Origin of the sequence: Acidithiobacillus ferrooxidans ATCC 23270, assembly GCF_000021485.1 — a bacterium.
In the GTDB taxonomy this organism is placed as follows: Bacteria; Pseudomonadota; Gammaproteobacteria; order Acidithiobacillales; family Acidithiobacillaceae; genus Acidithiobacillus; species Acidithiobacillus ferrooxidans.
On sequence record NC_011761.1, the window covers coordinates 991,874 to 1,008,099 of the forward strand.

A 16,226-nucleotide genomic window follows, 5' to 3' on the forward strand; every position below is an offset into this window, starting at 1 on the left:
GGCGGAACGCCATGCGGGTGATTGTGAAAAAGTGGGGGAATAGCGCTGCCGTACGCATGCCTGCCGCCGTCATGGAAGCGGCTCAATTGCACCTGGATGATACTGTGGATGTGCGGGAAGAGGGTGGGCGTATTATCATCGAAACACTTCGGCAAAAGTTCGATCTGGAGGAGATGGTAGCGGCCATTACGCCGGAGAACATGCATGCTGCAGTCGATTTTGGGCCGGCAGTTGGCAGGGAACTGCTCTGATGGGCGCTGCCTATGTTCCGGAAGCTGGCGATGTCGTCTGGCTACATTTTGACCCGCAGGCTGGTCACGAACAAAAGGGCCACCGGCCCGCTTTGGTGCTGACATCCGCGAGTTACCATGCAAAAACGGGACTGATGGTTTGCTGTCCGATGACCACTCAGGCCAAGGGATATCCGTTTGAAGTGCGCATCGCAGGAGATATCCCCGGCGTGGTGCTTGCGGACCAGGTGAAAAGCCTGGATTGGGAGGAGCGCCAAGTCAGATTCAAAGGGCGGGTGACGGCGCTGGAACTGGATGAGGCAAGGGCGAAGGCCTGCGTGCTGATTGGCCGCAAGGCATAGCTATTGGGAGAAAGGAACCACGCCGTGGGACATACAACGGATGTGTTCGGCAATGGGAGTTTAGCGATGAGATGGCAAAAAAATGTAACGCAATGTTTAAGCGTGGCGATTTTGGCTTCGCTGCTTGCCGGATGTTCAGAACGTGCCGCCATTATGGATGTTGGTCTTTTGCATGACCATCAAAAGATACCGCTCCGTTCAGCTACCATTCAAGGCATAGTTAGCCAGGACGGACACTTTGGAGAGAAGAAAACGATATCTAGCACTTGTCACGTTCGATATGCCTCAACCGCCAATAGTTGTGCCGCTTATTATAACGAGAAATACACAGGGCCTGGCTCTGATTATGCGTATGCGGCACAGGAAGGTAACAATCCTCAAGCCACGAAAACATTGGTTGCAGTTACCAGTGGTGGACCAGGTGCAATCGGGATTGTAGGGACCGGGTTGGCAGTTGGTTCTGTGGTTACTGGATCCGTGTTAGGTCCCGCTGGTATTTTAGCCTCTTTTTTGGTTCCCACCTCTGGCTCATCGAAGAAAATCGCTGGCCTTGCGGCGCTAACCGATTATAACCACCAGGTAAAAGCCTTCAACGCTGGCAAAATATTTTGGGTGGCACGGTACTATCCGACGCAACAATGGCGGGAAGGGCTCAATACGGCCTCGCACATGGCTATCACTATGGACCCATTCCTGACGCCTGGTACATGGGCCAGCGGTACGGTTGGTACATACCTGTATCGTATCCATTCCGGGTGGTGGGTTGATTACCAGGATGGGCTTTTCAATTGGAATTGGATTCCTTGGATTTCAAAACCAAAGCCTATTCCAGCCATCTTGCCAAGGAGGTTAACGTGGACGGTTCAGCCTTGGAAAAGACCTGCTCAGCCATTTTATATTCTGAACTCAAAGAACATTGAATATCCATTTATGGCTTTAGCGACCATTGAATATGGCATTCAGCCGGGCTTCAATATTCCACAGTGGATTTCCGCGCATGATCGTCAGCTAGCAGGATGGATGGTGATCTACCATTATAATGGCAAGGCAGCAGTGTGGAAGGGTGGAAAAATTACGCGTTACGCTTCACCAAAAGCAATGGTTATTCCGGCAAAGTTGGAAAAGCGCTAGGAGCCTGTCGCAGTATTCGCGCAACTCATTGCTATCGGGGGAAAGGAAATCATGGGCATAACGCACACAACGATCACACTGAGAAATCCGGTAAAAAGAGATCTTGCGCCGATGGACGTCTCCGCTCTCGCGGATACCGGGGCGCTGCACCTTTGTATTCCGGAACATGTAGCCATTCAACGGGGCAATCTGGGAACCTCATGAGAAGCGGTGGGGCACGAGTACGGGAGGATCTATCGGCCTTTTTTACAAGGTGCGGCCAGCATCCACAGATCCTGTGATGCAACCCTTTGTGGTCTGGGAAACCAGGCTCAATCCGCTGATGAATGCCTATGCCGTTACCGATCAGTGGAAATTGCATGGGGTGGCTACCCGCAAGGTCGGCAACGCTGAGGCTAAAGCGCTGTCGCCGGACTACCCCGGTTGGATTTTCGTGGTAGGCGGTGGCGATGAAAAGCCTCTGATTTGTGTCGCCGGAACCTGCCATTCTGGGCCAAGAGTCGTTCGATCTGCGGCAATTTCTTGAACGAAGTCGCTGCACACGTTTGGTGGCGGACCGTTTATCTGTGATGCTGGCGCATGTTACACTAGCCACAGGAACGAATTAGGAGGATACAATATGGGGCGTCGGAAAAGGTTATTTTGTTCGATGTGCGCAACGGTAGTATATTTATATGCTTCTAATGCGCTGGCCTTTACCCCAGCTCCCGGCGACACCATCCAGGACGACATCGCACGGGAGTTCAGCGGATCCCCACGCCCGATCAATGATGGGGCGGCGCCACCGCCTCCACCGGCGGGTTGCAACACCACGTTGCAGCAGGAACAGGCGGCGGGGCAGATCCCCGCTAACGAGTCCTGCTATTGTCCGGTGGGGGCCACTACACCGACGTGCGTGGTCAATACCTCGAACTCCTGCCAATCCATATTGCCCGCAGAAGAATCCCGCCTGGGTTCCAACGCCCAATATTATGACTGCACTTGTCCGTCCGGGGCCTCTACACCATCTTGCCCAAGCTATTACTCGCTTTGCGAAGCCAACTTGCCGAATTATCAGACGAATGCCAACCAGTGCTCCTGCGCCAATCCGGATACAAATTCTGTCCCGGTTTGCGTGAGTGATTATTCCATTTGCGAAAACAACGCGGCGCAATATGAAAATAGCACGACCACCTGTAATTGTTCTCAGACCAGTACCCAGCCCTATTGCTGCACATCGACGACGACGCAACAGTGCTCGACGACACAGCAATGTCATACAGTAACAAACTGCTCTGGGCTTTCTATCGTTGATGGTAATGGGGGGTGGGGATATTGTCAGGCCCCAGGTGGCAATTGGTACCTTGGCGGTGGGGAGTGGTGGAGCGGTCCATGTCCTGCCGGTGACAATATGCTCGACTGCCCTTCGGAATATTTAGGACCAAACCAGATAAACATTTCTCCCGGGTGGTGCTACGAATTTAGTTGGCCTGGTAATGCGTCGGCCACATTGAACGACGGGGCGGTCGGGTGGTGTAGAGGTGGAAACCATAGTGCGTGTGGATATGCTGCTGTGGCCCAGAATACTTGCTCTACATACCAATCTTGCAGTCCGGTTACCACCTGCACCCCCGTCACCACCCAATCCTGCACCACGGAGCCATGATGAAACTCCGCGCCGCCATCCTCCTCGCTCTCTTCGCCGGCCTGCCGGCTGTAGGCTTGTCGGACACGGCCCAGGCCGCATCCGTCTATGGCATCGCCCAGGACGACCTCAACATGAACACCCTGGGCACGCCGTATATCCATTCGCGGCATACGGGGCTCATGCCCTACTGGGGCCCGTGCTATCGTTGTTCGACGCAGATGGTCTCGGAGCCCGCCTGCACTGTTGGAACGCCCCCCGTGACCCTGGCCTCCTGGACCAATAGCGGGAATAGCTCCTGTGGCGGATATGAAAGCGATTCGTTTACGGCCTCGACCCAATGCTCGACCAGCGGAGTGGTGCAACTGGTCGTCACGAATTCCAGTTACAATCCTGCGGATACCACAGGTAAGGTCAATTACGGGGTAACCATTCCATTATCCATTCCCAACGGTGGCAACTACGGTTCCGCCGTGAATATGAACGACGTGTTTGGTGGCAATAACTGTTCCCAAAACTTTGACTGGTATCCCAGCTACGCCGTCACCGGAGAAGATGTCAACGGTACCTTCAATGGGACGGTGACGTTCGGTAATTATCTGTCGCCATCGCAATACGCGCAAAGCCCGTCTTTCCCAGTGGTATTCCAGAACTACAAACTGGTGGCGGTGCGAACCTGCCATCAATACGCACCGACCTCCAGCGAGTGCCAGACGCCGCCGCCGCCAACTCAGACCAATCTTCCGGTATACCAGTGGGCGTGTGATATAGCCGAGAGTGGATGGCAACCAGGCGGAATTTGTTCCAACAGCTTGATATCGGGAAATGGCGCCGAATGGATTTTTGGCGCTAATGATGGGCTCAGCGGCACGGCGCAGTCCGGGTATTCGGTCATGGAGGCGCAATACGACAACCCGACGAACCTGGGCATGCCGGCGACGCTCACCTTTGCCGCTGATAATTTCGGTTGGGTGTGGATCAATGGGCAACAGGTCGGATACAAGGCGGGTTTTAGCACGCTGGATACGGTCTCCATCATGTTACCGCCTGGGACGGATACCATCGACTTCATGGTGATGAACGATCCGAACGCGCCTGTTAGCGATCCCAGTGAGTTCCAGAACCCGGCCGCCGGCATTCTGGCCATTTCCAACAGTTCTGGCCAGGCACTGATCGGGACCAACGACACCAACTGGTATTTGGTGGACAACCCGCCGGCCGCCCCAGTCCCGTCGCCGTCTTCGTTGCTCGCCGGCACCGGATATACCCCGCAAAACTGCGCCGCAGGAGGGTGCTGATGGGGCTCACGAGCGAGCACAAAGCGAGAAGGGATCGGGCGAGGGTTCGCAACTGTTGCTATGAACAAGGAACTTTATAGAGATTGATGTTGTCTTATTACGCATGAGACTGAGCGCATGGGCAAAGACACAGGGTGTGACCTATCGCACCGCATGGGAATGGTTCAAAAACGGGACCATGCCGGTGCCCGTGCGCCAGTTATCGACGGGCACCATTCTGGTGGACGTGCCAGAGACGCCCGCTGGCAGAACGGTGGTGTATGCGCGGGTCTCCAGCCATGACCAAAAACCGAACCTGGACGGACAGGTGGCGCGATGCGTGGCTTTCGCCAACGGGCGGGGCCTGGCGGTGAGCGAAACCATCACCGAAGTGGGCTCCGGCATGAACGGGCATCGAAAGAAATTGCTGCGTTTGCTAGGTGACAGATCGGTGGAGCACATTGTCGTGGAGCACCGCGACCGACTCATGCGCTTCGGTGCCGAATATGTGGAAGCGGCTCTGGCCGGACGTGGCGGGAAACTGCTGGTAGTGGATGAATCCGAACTCAAGGACGATCTTGTACAGGACATGATTTCGGTATTGACCTCCTTTTGCGCCCGCCTATATGGTCGGCGCTCTGCGAAACATCGCGCTGAAAAGGCGATAGCGGTCATGGCGGCGGATGGCATGGACCTCGTCACGGGGGTGGAATGATCACGTTACATACCCGCATCGCACGCATCTCACCAGAACAGGATTCGGCGTTATCCGCCTATGCGGAGCGGTTCAACCAGGTTGCGCATCATCTGGCTGCGGATATGGCCAAAGAGCAGCGCACGGGGCCTTCATTCAAAAACGCCTATCTCCGTCGATTCGACATCACCGCCCGACAATTCAACGCCGTGCGCCAGTACGTCGAAGGTTTGGCATCGAATCGGGTGGAGAACCTCAAAAACCAGGAAAACACTCTGAGCGGCAAGATTGCGGCAACGCAAAAACTCCTGCCGAAAATCGAAAAGCAGATTGCCAAAGCTCGGAAAGCTGGTGAATCTCCAGAAAAAATTCAGCGTCTCGAAAATCGTTTGCACCAGAAGAAACGGAAGATGGGCAACCTGCTGGAACGGCAATCCAAAGTGATCCAAGAGATGCATCGCCCGTTTGCTTCCGGGATATGCTTTGGCGGAAGGTCACTGTTCCACAGGCAATATCATCTGGAAGAAAACGGTTACAAGGACCATGCGGAATGGTTGTCCGACTGGAAAGCCGCGCGAGTCAGCCAGTTCTTTGTATTGGGTTCGAGAGACGAGACAGGCGGCTGTCAGGGTTGTGTTGCCCGCATTCAGGCAGATGGCACGTTTCTACTGGATTTGCGCTTACCTGGAGAAAATGGTGAGCGTGTTACTATTGGACCGCTGCGCTTTCCCTATCAGGAAGAAAAATTGCGCTCGGCCCTCTTGGCGCATGCGGAGTTATCCAAGAAAACGTTGCCCAAAAAGACCTTTACCTCAAAGGATGGCAAGTCCTATTCGCGCATTGTCTATCCAGACCATCTTAGTGCGTTATCCTGGCGCTTCCAGCAGGACAGGAAGGGTTGGCGGGTGCTGGTGAGTTTTGATGAACCACAAGTAGCCGTGACGACCCATGCAAAAGTGGGTGTGCTGGCCGTAGACCTGAACGCGGACCATCTGGCCTGGGCGGAACTGGACCGGTTCGGCAATCCGGTGGCAACGGGAAGCATTCCCTGTGTCACTTACGGAAAGACGACGGAGCATGCGGCAGCCATTATTGAAGGTGCCGCCATTACACTGTCGAATCGCGCGAAGCAGGCCGGCAAGTCGCTGGTTCTGGAAAGACTGGACTTTTCCAAAAAGAAAGGGCAGATCACCGAAGTGGACGGCGCGCGGTATGCGCGGATGTTGTCCAGTCTGTCTTACAGAAAGATTCACACTGCCATCAGCGTTCGTGCCGCTAAGGATGGGGTGGCGGTCAAAATGGTGAACCCGGCCTATACATCGGTATTGGGCCGTTTGCATTGGGCGGATCGCTACGGATTGACGGTCCACGAAGGGGCGGCAGTAGCGATCGGTCGTAGAGAATTGCGTTTGCGGGAAGTCCCGGCGCATCGTGTGGTGCATGGAGAGAACGTCTTCAAGGCACCGGACGGTAGGAATGGTCATGTCACCCTGGTCGCACCCGTGCGGAAGCGGCCCAGGCATGTATGGTCGTACCTCAGCCAGGTGAACCGCAAACTCAAAGCGGCGCTTGCAGCGCAGCGCGAGGCGAGAAAACTCGACCCTCCCGGGCACGCGGTATCGGACGCAAGGAAGATATCAAACGCCCCGGTTGTGGCGGTGGCTTAGGCCGCCCTTCGAACTTGTCGGTGGGATTCCGGCACGTAGCTGGCAACATCGTTCGGCCAGCGGGACTTCGGTCCATCGGGTCCATGGAATAGTTTTCTATGGATTGAGCAACGGCAAGCGCACCAAAAAGGGGATTTCGCAAGTGGTGGCGCAACTGGACAAGAAAAAATCCTGGCTAGGCACATCCTTGCTCAAAAACCTGGTTGGGCGCGGATATTTGCGACCGGACGGAACCGGATATAGGATCACGGCAAAAGGCTTGGCGCTCAGAAATCAGCAAAGCTCGGTGGCCGGCAAGCCTTTCCCGTAATGGGCTTTTGTTCTATAGTATATTAAATCCATATATTTTGAGGTCGAGCGATGCGCCCCATCCTGTTTGAAAACGCCTGGGTCAGTCTGATGATCTTCTGGAGATACGTCTGGCGCCTGTGGTTTTTTATGGCGCTGACCGGCACGGGTTTGTCTTTCAGCTTTTATGCGGCCACGCATGGAAGAGGTCTGAGCCAGGCTGGGGATCTCCATATGCTGTATTGGGAAGCCCTGATGCTGATGCTGGCGATTTCGGTGTACTCCATCCTGATCTGGCACTCGCAGTCCCTGTACAAGCCGCTTCACGCGAAGCGCGCCACTATTACGATGTGGCTGGAGCGAAAAGGGCAGGTGGTGCCATCACGGTGGCGGCGGATGTGGATCTGCTGGTGGGCGTTCAACTGGCGCTATGCCCTGATCAGCCTCCCATTGTTCTGGATCGTCGCTGCATTATCGAAAGGCCAGTCCTTGGGGTTGCCCATGGATGCCGCAATCAGCCTTTGGTCGGGGTGGCTGGCGATGTGGTGGTGGCTTTTCCATCCTTTGGGCAAATCCCATTTCATGCTGCAGCGGTCCAGCGAGGAGCGCGCGTGATCACCAGGCTGATCGCGGCGCTGATCGAAATGATCAGGAAGGGCCTCGTCACTGCGGTGCTTTCGTCACTGCTGGTCTGGGTGCTGTTTTTCACCCTGTCCCTCTATCGCTACCACTTTTTAGGGCATGCGCCGGACCATATTCTTTGGTTGGCTCCAAAGCATATGTCTTGGGATCTGGCGCTGAAAAAGGGAGCGTACATCGCCTCGGTGAGCGCCATCATCATGTTTGGTCTGGCTGTCTGTCTGGTTCTGGTGATGAACCTGCTGGGCTGGTTGATTGTGGGCATCGCGCTTTTGGCCAGAAAAAGCGGCCACACACATTCTAGGGGGTAACCATGTTCTGGCTCTTGTTATCGTTAGGTATTCCGGTTGTGGTTGTGCTGATGCTGTTCTTCTCCGCGATGGACGATTTCTGGCAGATCATCACGCTACGCATCGACGTGAGTCGTCTGTTCGGCGATCTGTTCCATGTGCTGTTCATCATTGGTATTGGTCTGGTGGCCGAGCTACTCAGTCTGTTCATGCTGGTAAAGGATATCCTTTGATTTTTCCATTGAGCATCGCGGGAGCCATTCTGATTCTGATCGGCGGGCGCGCATGGCGGATTCATGCACGGGGGAAGGCGGGCGAGCTGCGGGTGCGCATGATGTTGTTTGCGCTCCGTGCGCCGGCCTTGAACGACATCATCCTCAACGGTCAGCGCGGGCTTACCCAGATCGACCATGTGGTGCTCACCCGGTCCGGTTTGCTGGTGCTGGAGACCAAGAACTTCAGCGGCCAGCTTTACGATCAGGGCCGCCGCAAGCCATGGCTGCAATATCTGGGGGGCACCCAGCGCCCGTTGCACAACCCCCAGGACCAGAATTATGGGCACCGAAAGGCCGTCATCGAGAACAGCGGCATTCGCCCTCAAGAGGTCTTCGACGCAGTAGTGCTGGCTGGCGACGCGCAGTTTCCCAGAGGGGCCCCGGAAGGCGTGATTCACCTGAAGAGCCTCCCTGCCTTGTTGCGAAACCTGGGCGGCACCAGAGAGATTCCAGACGCCTACCGGGAGGCCTGGGCACGCCTGAAGACCCGGATACAGGGCAGCCAGGAAGCTCGTGTGGCACAGATGCGCAAGGTGACCGGCGGTGGCCTGAATTACTGGATACAAGCCCACGGTCCATGGCTGGCGGCGTTGGGCTTCGGCTGTTTCGTGGCGGGGATTTTCCCTTGGTGATGGCTTTTTAATGTGAAAGAAATCCGTGGAATGGGCACGGCAATCCCTGGCCATCGGGTGGCCATATTGGGATCGAAGTGACGCTCTACGCTGGCTGATGCTGCGGCAGGAAGCCGAATTTGATCAGTTTCTTGATCCAGCGAGAAGCATTGCGCTGCACACTCAGTGCCTCATAGTCCGTATCGGCATCCCGGTAGTACTTGCCGTGTGAGAGCATGAAGTAGATGATGCGCAGCATTTTGTGGGCCAGGGCGATGATGGAGCGCTTGTGCCCCCTACGGACGACCAGACTCTGGAACTTGGAGCGCAGGGCGCAGTGGGTACGACTGGCGGCGTGGGCGCATTCGCAGAGGATCCGACGGACATACGGGTTGCCCTTGCGGGTTCGCCCACTTTTCCGTTTTCCGGCAGACTCATTGTTCCCGGGACAAAGGCCGGTCCAGGAGGCCAGTCGATCGGCGCTCCCAAAGACGCTCATGTCGTCTCCGATTTCGACCAGCAGCAAGGCAGCACCCACGGTATCGATGCCCGGCAAGGTCTGCAGGAGTTCGAGAGCATTCTTTTGCGGCTTCAAGCCCTCCAGCAGTTGGACATCGAAGCGCGCGATTTGGGCCTCCAGAGACTCGATATGGCGGAGCGTCTCGTCCAGGACAAAGCGGTGACTGGCACTCAACTCGCCTTGCAGGGCATCCAGGATCTCCTCCTGGCTGGCTTTGAGCCGTCGGCTGGCCAGTCGGAGTACGGCCTCCGGGGGACTCCCCTGAATCAGGGCCTGGATCATGGCCCGGGCCGATTGCCCATGGATATCGCTGACCACCACCCCCAGTCGAATTCCGCCATCGGTCAGCACCTTGTGCAAGCGGTTTTTCTCCGACGAGAGCATGCCCACCAGATTTTGCCGCTGTCGGGCGATCAGCCGCAGCTCCCGCAGTTGTGCCGGGGGAACGAAGGAACCCCGCAGCAGTCCGGCTCGAGCCAGGGTGGCGAGCCACTCTGCATCCCCAACATCGGTCTTGCGACCGGGGACCTGTTTGACGTGCCTGGCGTTCACGACCTGTGCCTGGATCCCCACCTTTTCCAGGGCCGCATAGGGACTCTTCCAGTAGATCCCGGTGCTCTCCATGACCACCGTATCGGGCCGATGGGAGGCACACCACAGGGCCAATGCCTTCCGGTCCTTCTGAAAAGCACCAAATTGCCGGCGCTCAATCGTAACGTTTCCGTCAGGGTCCGTGAGAATGGCACAGGCGGTGACCTGGGCCTGATGAACATCCAGTCCGATAACCCGGTGAAAGAGGGATTGCAGTTCCATAACGACGTCTCTCCAATTACTATCAAAGGGAGAGATGGCGAATGCCAGCGCCGAAATCACCAGCCTGTGGCAAGCCTCAGGCGGCCCTTTTAATGTGCGCTCTCAAGGGAGGCAATCCGGGGTACGAGTCGGCCTGGCGGGTCACGTTAGAGTCGGGATGGAATCACCAAAAACTTGCTCGACCTCAATCCGCCATCTCCTCACCCCCCATTCTCTTTCATCCTCTGGGGTGGCGCGAGTCGCAATGTCCGTTAGAGAGAGGTGATGGTGGCATGGGATTTGGTGGATGCAACACGGAAAAAACCAGCCAACTCGCGGTCGAGATCGCGCGGCTGATGCGTGAGGGTGCCGCTGGCAAGGAAAAGGCGAGGGCGCTGTTGCAGGCGGCCATGTCGGCTCCGGCCCCGGGTACGCTGAATGGCGGAAACTTGGCGCATCGCGGTGCGAAAAGAGCCGGCTGATGGCGAACATTCAGCATGTTGCTACTCGTATTTTTCGGCATGTCGATGCCGGGCACCTGCCTGCTGGTTATGCGCTCGCCATGGGTGCGCTGGTCGATGCTTATGATGATGACCCGGATTTTCACGAATGGGCGGATGCGGTCCCGGGGAGCGCTGTCGAGAAATTGATGGCCTGCATGGTGCGCAACGGCGCATGGAGTAACCAGGAATGGCTGCGGGAATATGTGCGGGTTTGCACCCTGCAAGGGGTTTGCACCCTGCAAGGGGTTTGCACCCTGCAAGGGGAAGCATTAAAGGAGAGTGCGGCATGAGCATCCCTTATATGATTGGGTGGCGTACAATGGCCAAAACTCCAGAATCTGACCAGCATGGCCGCCGCCTGCATGGCCGCGACACATCAAGTCTGCGCGCAGAAGATAGCGGTAGGACGGCGTTGCGGACCGTTGGCTGGAGCATCGCCACATTCGGTGCCGGTGCGATTCTGGGATGGGCGGCTACACGGAAAGCATCGGCACTGGAACCGGAAGATGATGCATCTTGAGCCTGCCACGGTGACTCGTCCGGTTGCACAAGCGGTGGCGCGATATCAAGCGGTTGTGGCCCAGATTCGTGCCGGCGATGCCGCGATAGCGGCGCGCATCCATGCCGACAAACAGGTGGCTGGCACCGAACCGGCAAAGCCATCCGCAGGAAAAGCTCATGCGCCTTCATCACCAGGTCCATTTGCGAACACCACGAAAGAGGTTAATACTTCCAGTATCAGGCCATAAGGAGGTCCATTATGCGTTCCTTGAAAGCACTTGCACTGATGTTCGCGGTCAATCTGTTGTTCGTCGTGACCTTGTCCGCTGCGCTGGCGATTTTCCATGTGCGAATGCACCTGGTCGGCTTCGCGTTGCTCTTTGGGTTTGGCGGAGCGTTTTTGTCCCTGTTTCTGTCGAAGTGGCTGGTCAAGCGCATGTTCCACATGGTCCAGGTTCACCAGGGCGATACTGGTGTGAATGGCCAGGTTTGGCAGCTTGCCGCCGAGACGGCGCAAAAAGCCCAGTTGCCCATGCCTGAGATCTGGATTTACGCCGATGATCGGCCCAATGCTTTCGCTACGGGCGCCACCCGGCACAGCGCCATGATCGCGGTCAGTACGGGACTGCTCAATCTCCTGGATGCTGGCACGCTGCGGTCGGTATTGGGCCATGAGATGGGCCATATTGCCAACGGCGACATGCTCAGCACCACCTTGCTCATGGGTCTCATGAACAGCTACGTGATCTGGATGGGCAATCTTGCCGGCCGGTACCTGGGCAACAACGTCCTGACACAGCTCGTGATCACCATTGCTTTCGAGATTGGCCTGTCGTTCCTGGCGCTCATTCCGATCACCGCATACTCGCGGCATCGGGAATATGGCGCGGATGCGTTCTCTGCCCGGCTGTGGGGCAAGGAGTCGATGATCAATGCCTTGCGGCGCCTGGAAAGCGCGCCGGTAGAGGTGAACCCGCGCAAGGATGCGCTGGCCACGGCCTACATCCACGGCCCCATGGGGGGCTTGTTTGCAACGCATCCCAACATGGAAAAGCGGATCGCCGCAATCCGGGCGCTGTGATCAGCAATCCGATCCGGAAACCGCCGCCTTCGGGCGGCTTTTCTGTCTCAAAGCTTGCGCCTTATAAAATAGTATATTAAAATAAATGGCAGATACGAAAGTGGAGATTCCATGTTTCTCACCAGCCAGCCAACCGTCATCCATCACGCTGTCAACGCCCAGGGCCGAGATTTCATCGTGGGCGACCTCCATGGTTGCCGGTCCATGCTGGACGCGCTGCTGGGTCATGCTGGATTCGACACCGCCAGGGACCGTCTGTTTTCCGTCGGCGACCTGGTGGATCGCGGGCCTGATTCCATGGCGTGCCTCGATCTGCTCCTGGAGCCGTGGTTTTACCCGGTTCTGGGAAACCACGACGCCATGCTGATGGCGTGGATACTGAAGGACGATCAGGATCTGCGGGCCGACGTGTACGGGGGCGGATTTGCGCTCAACGGCGGTTTGCAATGGGCTGGCAGCCTGGGATCGTGGGCCAACGAGTTCCTGCCGTTGCTGCAGGCCATGCCGCTGGTGCGGGTGATTGGCCAGGATGTCGGCGCCAACGACCGGTTTCATGTCGCGCATGCCGAGTTGCGTATGCCGGATGGCCGTGGATTTTCCAACGGCAACCTGGACGAGGAGGGCGCTCTGGCCTGGGATCTGGACCACTTCATCCCCGGCTTCGGGGACAACGGCGACTGGCGGGATCATGTTTTGTGGGGCCGGAGTTTGATTCACGACTTTCTGGGGCGCTCTCAGCGTGGTTCGGAGATGCCGGAAAAGCGAAATGGCGCGCTGTCTACCACCTATGTGGGGCACACCATCGTGCCGCCTACGTTTGGCCCTGGCCAGAACACGCCATTGCGTGTGCAAAGCCATGTGTTCCTGGATGGCGGGGCATTTAACGCGCCACAGAATGCGCGTTACGGGCTGGTCATCTGGTGCCACGGAGAAGATCGCGGCTGGCTGCTGAATAATCGGGGCGAGGTTGTTGATCTGGATGGAGACGCGAAATGACCGAATACACCATCAAGGAAGAAAACGGCTGCACGTTTGTCTTTGGAGCTTTGCCGATCAGCGCGCTTGACAGGCTGACTCGCGGCAACCCCAAAGGCACTGTCCTGGATCCAAATTTGGCTCGGATGGCCGGAGCGAATTTCGCCTGGGGAAAGCCTGCGGACATTCGGCGGGCGAAGGATCAGTACCGGGGGGGTCGCCATCGATCGCGTAAGAAACGAGCCAAGGTCGTCTGAACTGGACGAAGCATCCATTCAATGGCTGGCCATTGGCGAGCAGGGCCGGTCTTCCCTGGCCATCTTCTGGCGGATCAACGCGCATCTGCAGTTCCTGGACGCAAAGACTCCCTTGACATCCTCCTCGCCCTAAAGAACGAGGATTCCTTTGTTACGATATTTCCGTGCCTAAGGAGCGAGCAAAACAATGAACGTGCGCACAGTAAGATTGGCAATGTTAACAGGTGTCTACTTGATCGCCATAGTTTTGTTTTTGATTTTACGGCTAGTCGATCACTATTCAATTTTTACCTCCCTGTTTGTTACAGGGATTGTGCTTTTTGGTTTTACCTTCGCCTGGTTTCTTGCTGGTGGAATGGCTGTTAAATACGAAACCATGCGAGAGAAACAAACATTAGACAAGGAGGCACCAGAACATGAGTGACAAAACAATGGGCAGCGAACGATACGACATCGACCGAGAAAAGGTTGTGCGATTTGCGGTACATCAGTTGATGGAGTCGCAGGCGCAGGACTGGCAAGAAGTACAGACTGCATTGGCGGAGAATACCTGTTTTCGTGGCTGGATCTACCAGGAATCAGGTGGCGTAGAAGAAGAAGCCATTGTCATCATACAGGATGTAATTCGTGAGGCAGAATCTCGAATTGGTGCGGATCTTCCGTATTGATATGGCCACCAGATTAAGCGTGAAGCGCATACATCGAGGCCGGTACAAAATTGGCGATTATTGGATTCTTCAGCAATCAAGGCGCCGATGGGTGGTGGTCTATGAGTTTCCGAACAACTCTATTCCCGCCGATATGACTTACATAGATGTGATGCGCTCTTACCGGGAAGCTCGGGATGTGGCCTTTCATGAAGCAGAATCAGACGCAAAAAAAGAGATGCAAACCTAGCTGGCCACTGAATGGGCGCTCGAATATAAGCAGGAGGAAGTTAATCATGGCAAAACGTAAATTTCACATGAAGCAGGCGGAGATGGCGGGCAACTGGATTGGTCTCAAATTCCGGACTTATATTGACTCTGAGAAGCCTGCGGTGGCCTTATCCGACCCCATCATCACCAGTGTTTGTGGGGATGAGATAGAGTATGGAAAGTTGTTTGCTTATTGCTTCCGCCGTTTTGGTTACCCAAACCGAGGCTGGGATGATTACAAAGAGCTTGTTTCTTACCGCCTCACGACACCGCATCCGGACATGGTGTTGAGAATTACGCCGTATGTCGGGAACATATCGGTTATCAGTGTGCAATTCATGGTGGAGCGCGGGGCGTATATGGCTATTGAAGCCTATGCGGAGCGTGATCGCATGGCCTGGGAAGGTCGGTCTTTGGATTATGCTGAGAAACAGGGGCTTCCTAACTGGATGCCTGAGTGGGTCAACATCTTCAACACGGAATTTCGTGCGGCATTTCCTGACGTTTCTTATGCAGATAACTGGCGTCAGGCCGTCAATTTCTACTACCAATATGGCGAAAAGGGGTCCCGTCCTTACGAGCTGACTGATCGTCTTGTCCAGTTCCGCAAAAAACTACACGATGATTATGCTCAGATCGAGCGATGGCCAGCCTATTACATGCGCCCGGCCGACGTGAAGGATTGGAACGAAGACGATCCGCTCAAGCCGTTTGCGCAGGCGGCGATGGTGGCGCTGGAAGATCTGCGCACACCCGTCGGCGTGCGCGACCAGTCCATCAATGCGTTCGGTGAGGTCGAATCGGGACGTGCCGACGTGAATGTCTCACCCAGCGCGGGGTATCCCTCTGGCGCCCTGGGAAACAGCGCGCCCAAAGAATTTGCCGAACTGCACACGTTGATTTTGAAGCTGGGTAAAGGTAATGCCAAACGGGGCATCAAGAAAGCCATGTTGATCATTGGCGACGGAGCAGCGAAATGACTGAATTCACCGTCAAGGAAGAAAACGGATGCACGTTCGTGTTTGGAGCCATGTCCATCCAGATGTTGGTGCGCATCACGGGTAAGGACGCGAAAGGCAAGGTCATGGATACGGATCTGGCTCGCATGGCAGGCGCTAACTTTGCCTGGGGGAATCCAGAGGATTTGCAGAGGGCCAAACCTGAATATCGGCAACTTGCCATGGATCGGGTCAAAAGCAATCCCGTCGCTGGAAAGCTGCGCGATGCAGAAATTGAGTGGCTGGCCGTGGGGGAACAGGGGCGGTCCTCACAGGCGATCTTCTGGAAGGTTAGGGCGGACCTGATGTTCCCGGATGGGAAACGACCGGAAGACACTGCCTACCCATTGGATCCGTCGGATTTGGGCCGTTGCCGCAAACTGCTGGAGCAAGTGCCCAGCGTAAATGAAAAGTTTGTCCAGGTGATGGGAACCATGGCTGGGCCGGTATGGGCGGGCCTGGTGGAGAATTGGGAGTGTCTGTGCGCCACCATGGACCGTGAGGCGCCGACGTGGCGGGAAGGTGTTGGGATGGCTGAGGAAACCTATCGGCTTATGCAGGAGATTATCGCGGAGGCGGAAAAGTGACCATATG

25 protein-coding genes are annotated in these 16,226 nt (G+C 56.2%); 24 read left to right on the plus strand and 1 reads right to left on the minus strand.

All coding sequences use genetic code 11. The annotated features are described in order from the left end of the window. Positions 1-11: 11 nt before the first annotated feature. The 12 genes from AFE_RS05155 to AFE_RS15270 all read left to right on the plus strand — a co-directional run bounded on the left by AFE_RS05155 (position 12) and on the right by AFE_RS15270 (position 9,109). Positions 12-251, plus strand: a complete 240-nt coding sequence (locus AFE_RS05155) for an AbrB/MazE/SpoVT family DNA-binding domain-containing protein (RefSeq protein WP_012606808.1) — start codon at positions 12-14, stop codon at positions 249-251. Further along, entirely contained in the window at positions 251-592 is a 342-nt protein-coding gene (gene mazF / locus AFE_RS05160; RefSeq protein ID WP_012606809.1) for an endoribonuclease MazF, read from the plus strand. The genes AFE_RS05155 and mazF overlap by 1 nt, the downstream gene beginning before the upstream one ends. Before the next feature lie 24 nt (positions 593-616). Further along, the gene (locus AFE_RS05165; RefSeq protein WP_236608975.1) at positions 617-1,723 is read left to right on the plus strand and encodes a hypothetical protein; all 1,107 of its coding nucleotides are present in this window, start codon (positions 617-619) and stop codon (positions 1,721-1,723) included. Positions 1,724-2,003: 280 nt separating this feature from the next. Next, positions 2,004-2,249 (plus strand): hypothetical protein, encoded by a 246-nt coding sequence (locus AFE_RS05170; RefSeq protein ID WP_041645457.1) that lies wholly within the window; start codon positions 2,004-2,006, stop codon positions 2,247-2,249. Positions 2,250-3,364: 1,115 nt separating this feature from the next. Further along, positions 3,365-4,645, plus strand: coding sequence for a hypothetical protein (locus AFE_RS05175; protein WP_236608976.1), 1,281 nt, complete (start codon positions 3,365-3,367; stop codon positions 4,643-4,645). 103 nt (positions 4,646-4,748) lie between these two features. After that, positions 4,749-5,339: an IS607 family transposase gene (locus tag AFE_RS05180; RefSeq protein WP_012606815.1), complete on the plus strand. Its 591-nt coding sequence runs from the start codon at positions 4,749-4,751 to the stop codon at positions 5,337-5,339. Then, a complete protein-coding gene (locus AFE_RS05185; RefSeq protein WP_012606816.1) occupies positions 5,336-6,985 on the plus strand; it encodes an IS200/IS605 family accessory protein TnpB-related protein in 1,650 nt (549 codons plus the stop codon). The genes AFE_RS05180 and AFE_RS05185 overlap by 4 nt, the downstream gene beginning before the upstream one ends. Before the next feature lie 103 nt (positions 6,986-7,088). Further along, on the plus strand, positions 7,089-7,295 hold the full coding sequence (locus AFE_RS05190) for a hypothetical protein (protein ID WP_041645466.1): 207 nt from the start codon (positions 7,089-7,091) through the stop codon (positions 7,293-7,295). A gap of 50 nt (positions 7,296-7,345) precedes the next feature. After that, positions 7,346-7,888 (plus strand): hypothetical protein, encoded by a 543-nt coding sequence (locus tag AFE_RS05195; RefSeq protein ID WP_012606817.1) that lies wholly within the window; start codon positions 7,346-7,348, stop codon positions 7,886-7,888. Beyond that, on the plus strand, positions 7,885-8,223 hold the full coding sequence (locus tag AFE_RS05200; protein WP_049759422.1) for a hypothetical protein: 339 nt from the start codon (positions 7,885-7,887) through the stop codon (positions 8,221-8,223). The genes AFE_RS05195 and AFE_RS05200 overlap by 4 nt, the downstream gene beginning before the upstream one ends. Positions 8,224-8,225: 2 nt before the next feature. Continuing rightward, positions 8,226-8,435, plus strand: a complete 210-nt coding sequence (locus AFE_RS05205) for a hypothetical protein (RefSeq protein WP_041645471.1) — start codon at positions 8,226-8,228, stop codon at positions 8,433-8,435. Then, positions 8,432-9,109: a nuclease-related domain-containing protein gene (locus AFE_RS15270; protein ID WP_012606819.1), complete on the plus strand. Its 678-nt coding sequence runs from the start codon at positions 8,432-8,434 to the stop codon at positions 9,107-9,109. The genes AFE_RS05205 and AFE_RS15270 overlap by 4 nt, the downstream gene beginning before the upstream one ends. Positions 9,110-9,194: 85 nt before the next feature. On the opposite strand, the gene AFE_RS05215 is transcribed toward AFE_RS15270, so the two are convergent. Then, a complete protein-coding gene (locus AFE_RS05215; RefSeq protein WP_012606582.1) occupies positions 9,195-10,421 on the minus strand; it encodes an IS110-like element ISAfe3 family transposase in 1,227 nt (408 codons plus the stop codon). 272 nt (positions 10,422-10,693) lie between these two features. On the opposite strand from AFE_RS05215, the gene AFE_RS05220 reads away from it, so the two are divergent. From AFE_RS05220 to AFE_RS15275, 12 genes are all read left to right on the plus strand, one after another. Further along, on the plus strand, positions 10,694-10,882 hold the full coding sequence (locus AFE_RS05220; RefSeq protein WP_041645475.1) for a hypothetical protein: 189 nt from the start codon (positions 10,694-10,696) through the stop codon (positions 10,880-10,882). Then, positions 10,882-11,193 (plus strand): hypothetical protein, encoded by a 312-nt coding sequence (locus AFE_RS05225; protein ID WP_012606821.1) that lies wholly within the window; start codon positions 10,882-10,884, stop codon positions 11,191-11,193. The genes AFE_RS05220 and AFE_RS05225 overlap by 1 nt, the downstream gene beginning before the upstream one ends. Further along, a complete protein-coding gene (locus tag AFE_RS05230; protein ID WP_012606822.1) occupies positions 11,190-11,423 on the plus strand; it encodes a hypothetical protein in 234 nt (77 codons plus the stop codon). Before AFE_RS05225 ends, AFE_RS05230 begins: the two co-directional genes overlap by 4 nt. Then, complete coding sequence (locus AFE_RS05235) at positions 11,410-11,652, plus strand: hypothetical protein (protein ID WP_041645480.1); 243 nt, start codon at positions 11,410-11,412, stop codon at positions 11,650-11,652. The genes AFE_RS05230 and AFE_RS05235 overlap by 14 nt, the downstream gene beginning before the upstream one ends. A gap of 11 nt (positions 11,653-11,663) precedes the next feature. Further along, entirely contained in the window at positions 11,664-12,485 is an 822-nt protein-coding gene (locus AFE_RS05240; RefSeq protein ID WP_012606823.1) for a zinc metalloprotease HtpX, read from the plus strand. 111 nt (positions 12,486-12,596) lie between these two features. After that, positions 12,597-13,481, plus strand: coding sequence for a metallophosphoesterase (locus AFE_RS05245; protein ID WP_012606824.1), 885 nt, complete (start codon positions 12,597-12,599; stop codon positions 13,479-13,481). Beyond that, positions 13,478-13,717: a hypothetical protein gene (locus AFE_RS05250; RefSeq protein WP_012606825.1), complete on the plus strand. Its 240-nt coding sequence runs from the start codon at positions 13,478-13,480 to the stop codon at positions 13,715-13,717. The genes AFE_RS05245 and AFE_RS05250 overlap by 4 nt, the downstream gene beginning before the upstream one ends. A gap of 187 nt (positions 13,718-13,904) precedes the next feature. Next, a complete protein-coding gene (locus tag AFE_RS05255) occupies positions 13,905-14,141 on the plus strand; it encodes a hypothetical protein (RefSeq protein WP_041645486.1) in 237 nt (78 codons plus the stop codon). Continuing rightward, positions 14,134-14,385 carry a hypothetical protein gene (locus AFE_RS05260; protein ID WP_012606827.1) on the plus strand — a complete coding sequence of 84 codons (252 nt, stop codon included), beginning with the start codon at positions 14,134-14,136 and terminating at the stop codon, positions 14,383-14,385. Before AFE_RS05255 ends, AFE_RS05260 begins: the two co-directional genes overlap by 8 nt. Next, a complete protein-coding gene (locus tag AFE_RS16450; RefSeq protein WP_162467496.1) occupies positions 14,345-14,614 on the plus strand; it encodes a hypothetical protein in 270 nt (89 codons plus the stop codon). Before AFE_RS05260 ends, AFE_RS16450 begins: the two co-directional genes overlap by 41 nt. 46 nt (positions 14,615-14,660) lie before the next feature. Then, the gene (locus AFE_RS05265; protein WP_012606829.1) at positions 14,661-15,614 is read left to right on the plus strand and encodes a hypothetical protein; all 954 of its coding nucleotides are present in this window, start codon (positions 14,661-14,663) and stop codon (positions 15,612-15,614) included. Beyond that, positions 15,611-16,219 (plus strand): hypothetical protein, encoded by a 609-nt coding sequence (locus AFE_RS15275; RefSeq protein WP_012606830.1) that lies wholly within the window; start codon positions 15,611-15,613, stop codon positions 16,217-16,219. Before AFE_RS05265 ends, AFE_RS15275 begins: the two co-directional genes overlap by 4 nt. Positions 16,220-16,226 lie beyond the last annotated feature (7 nt).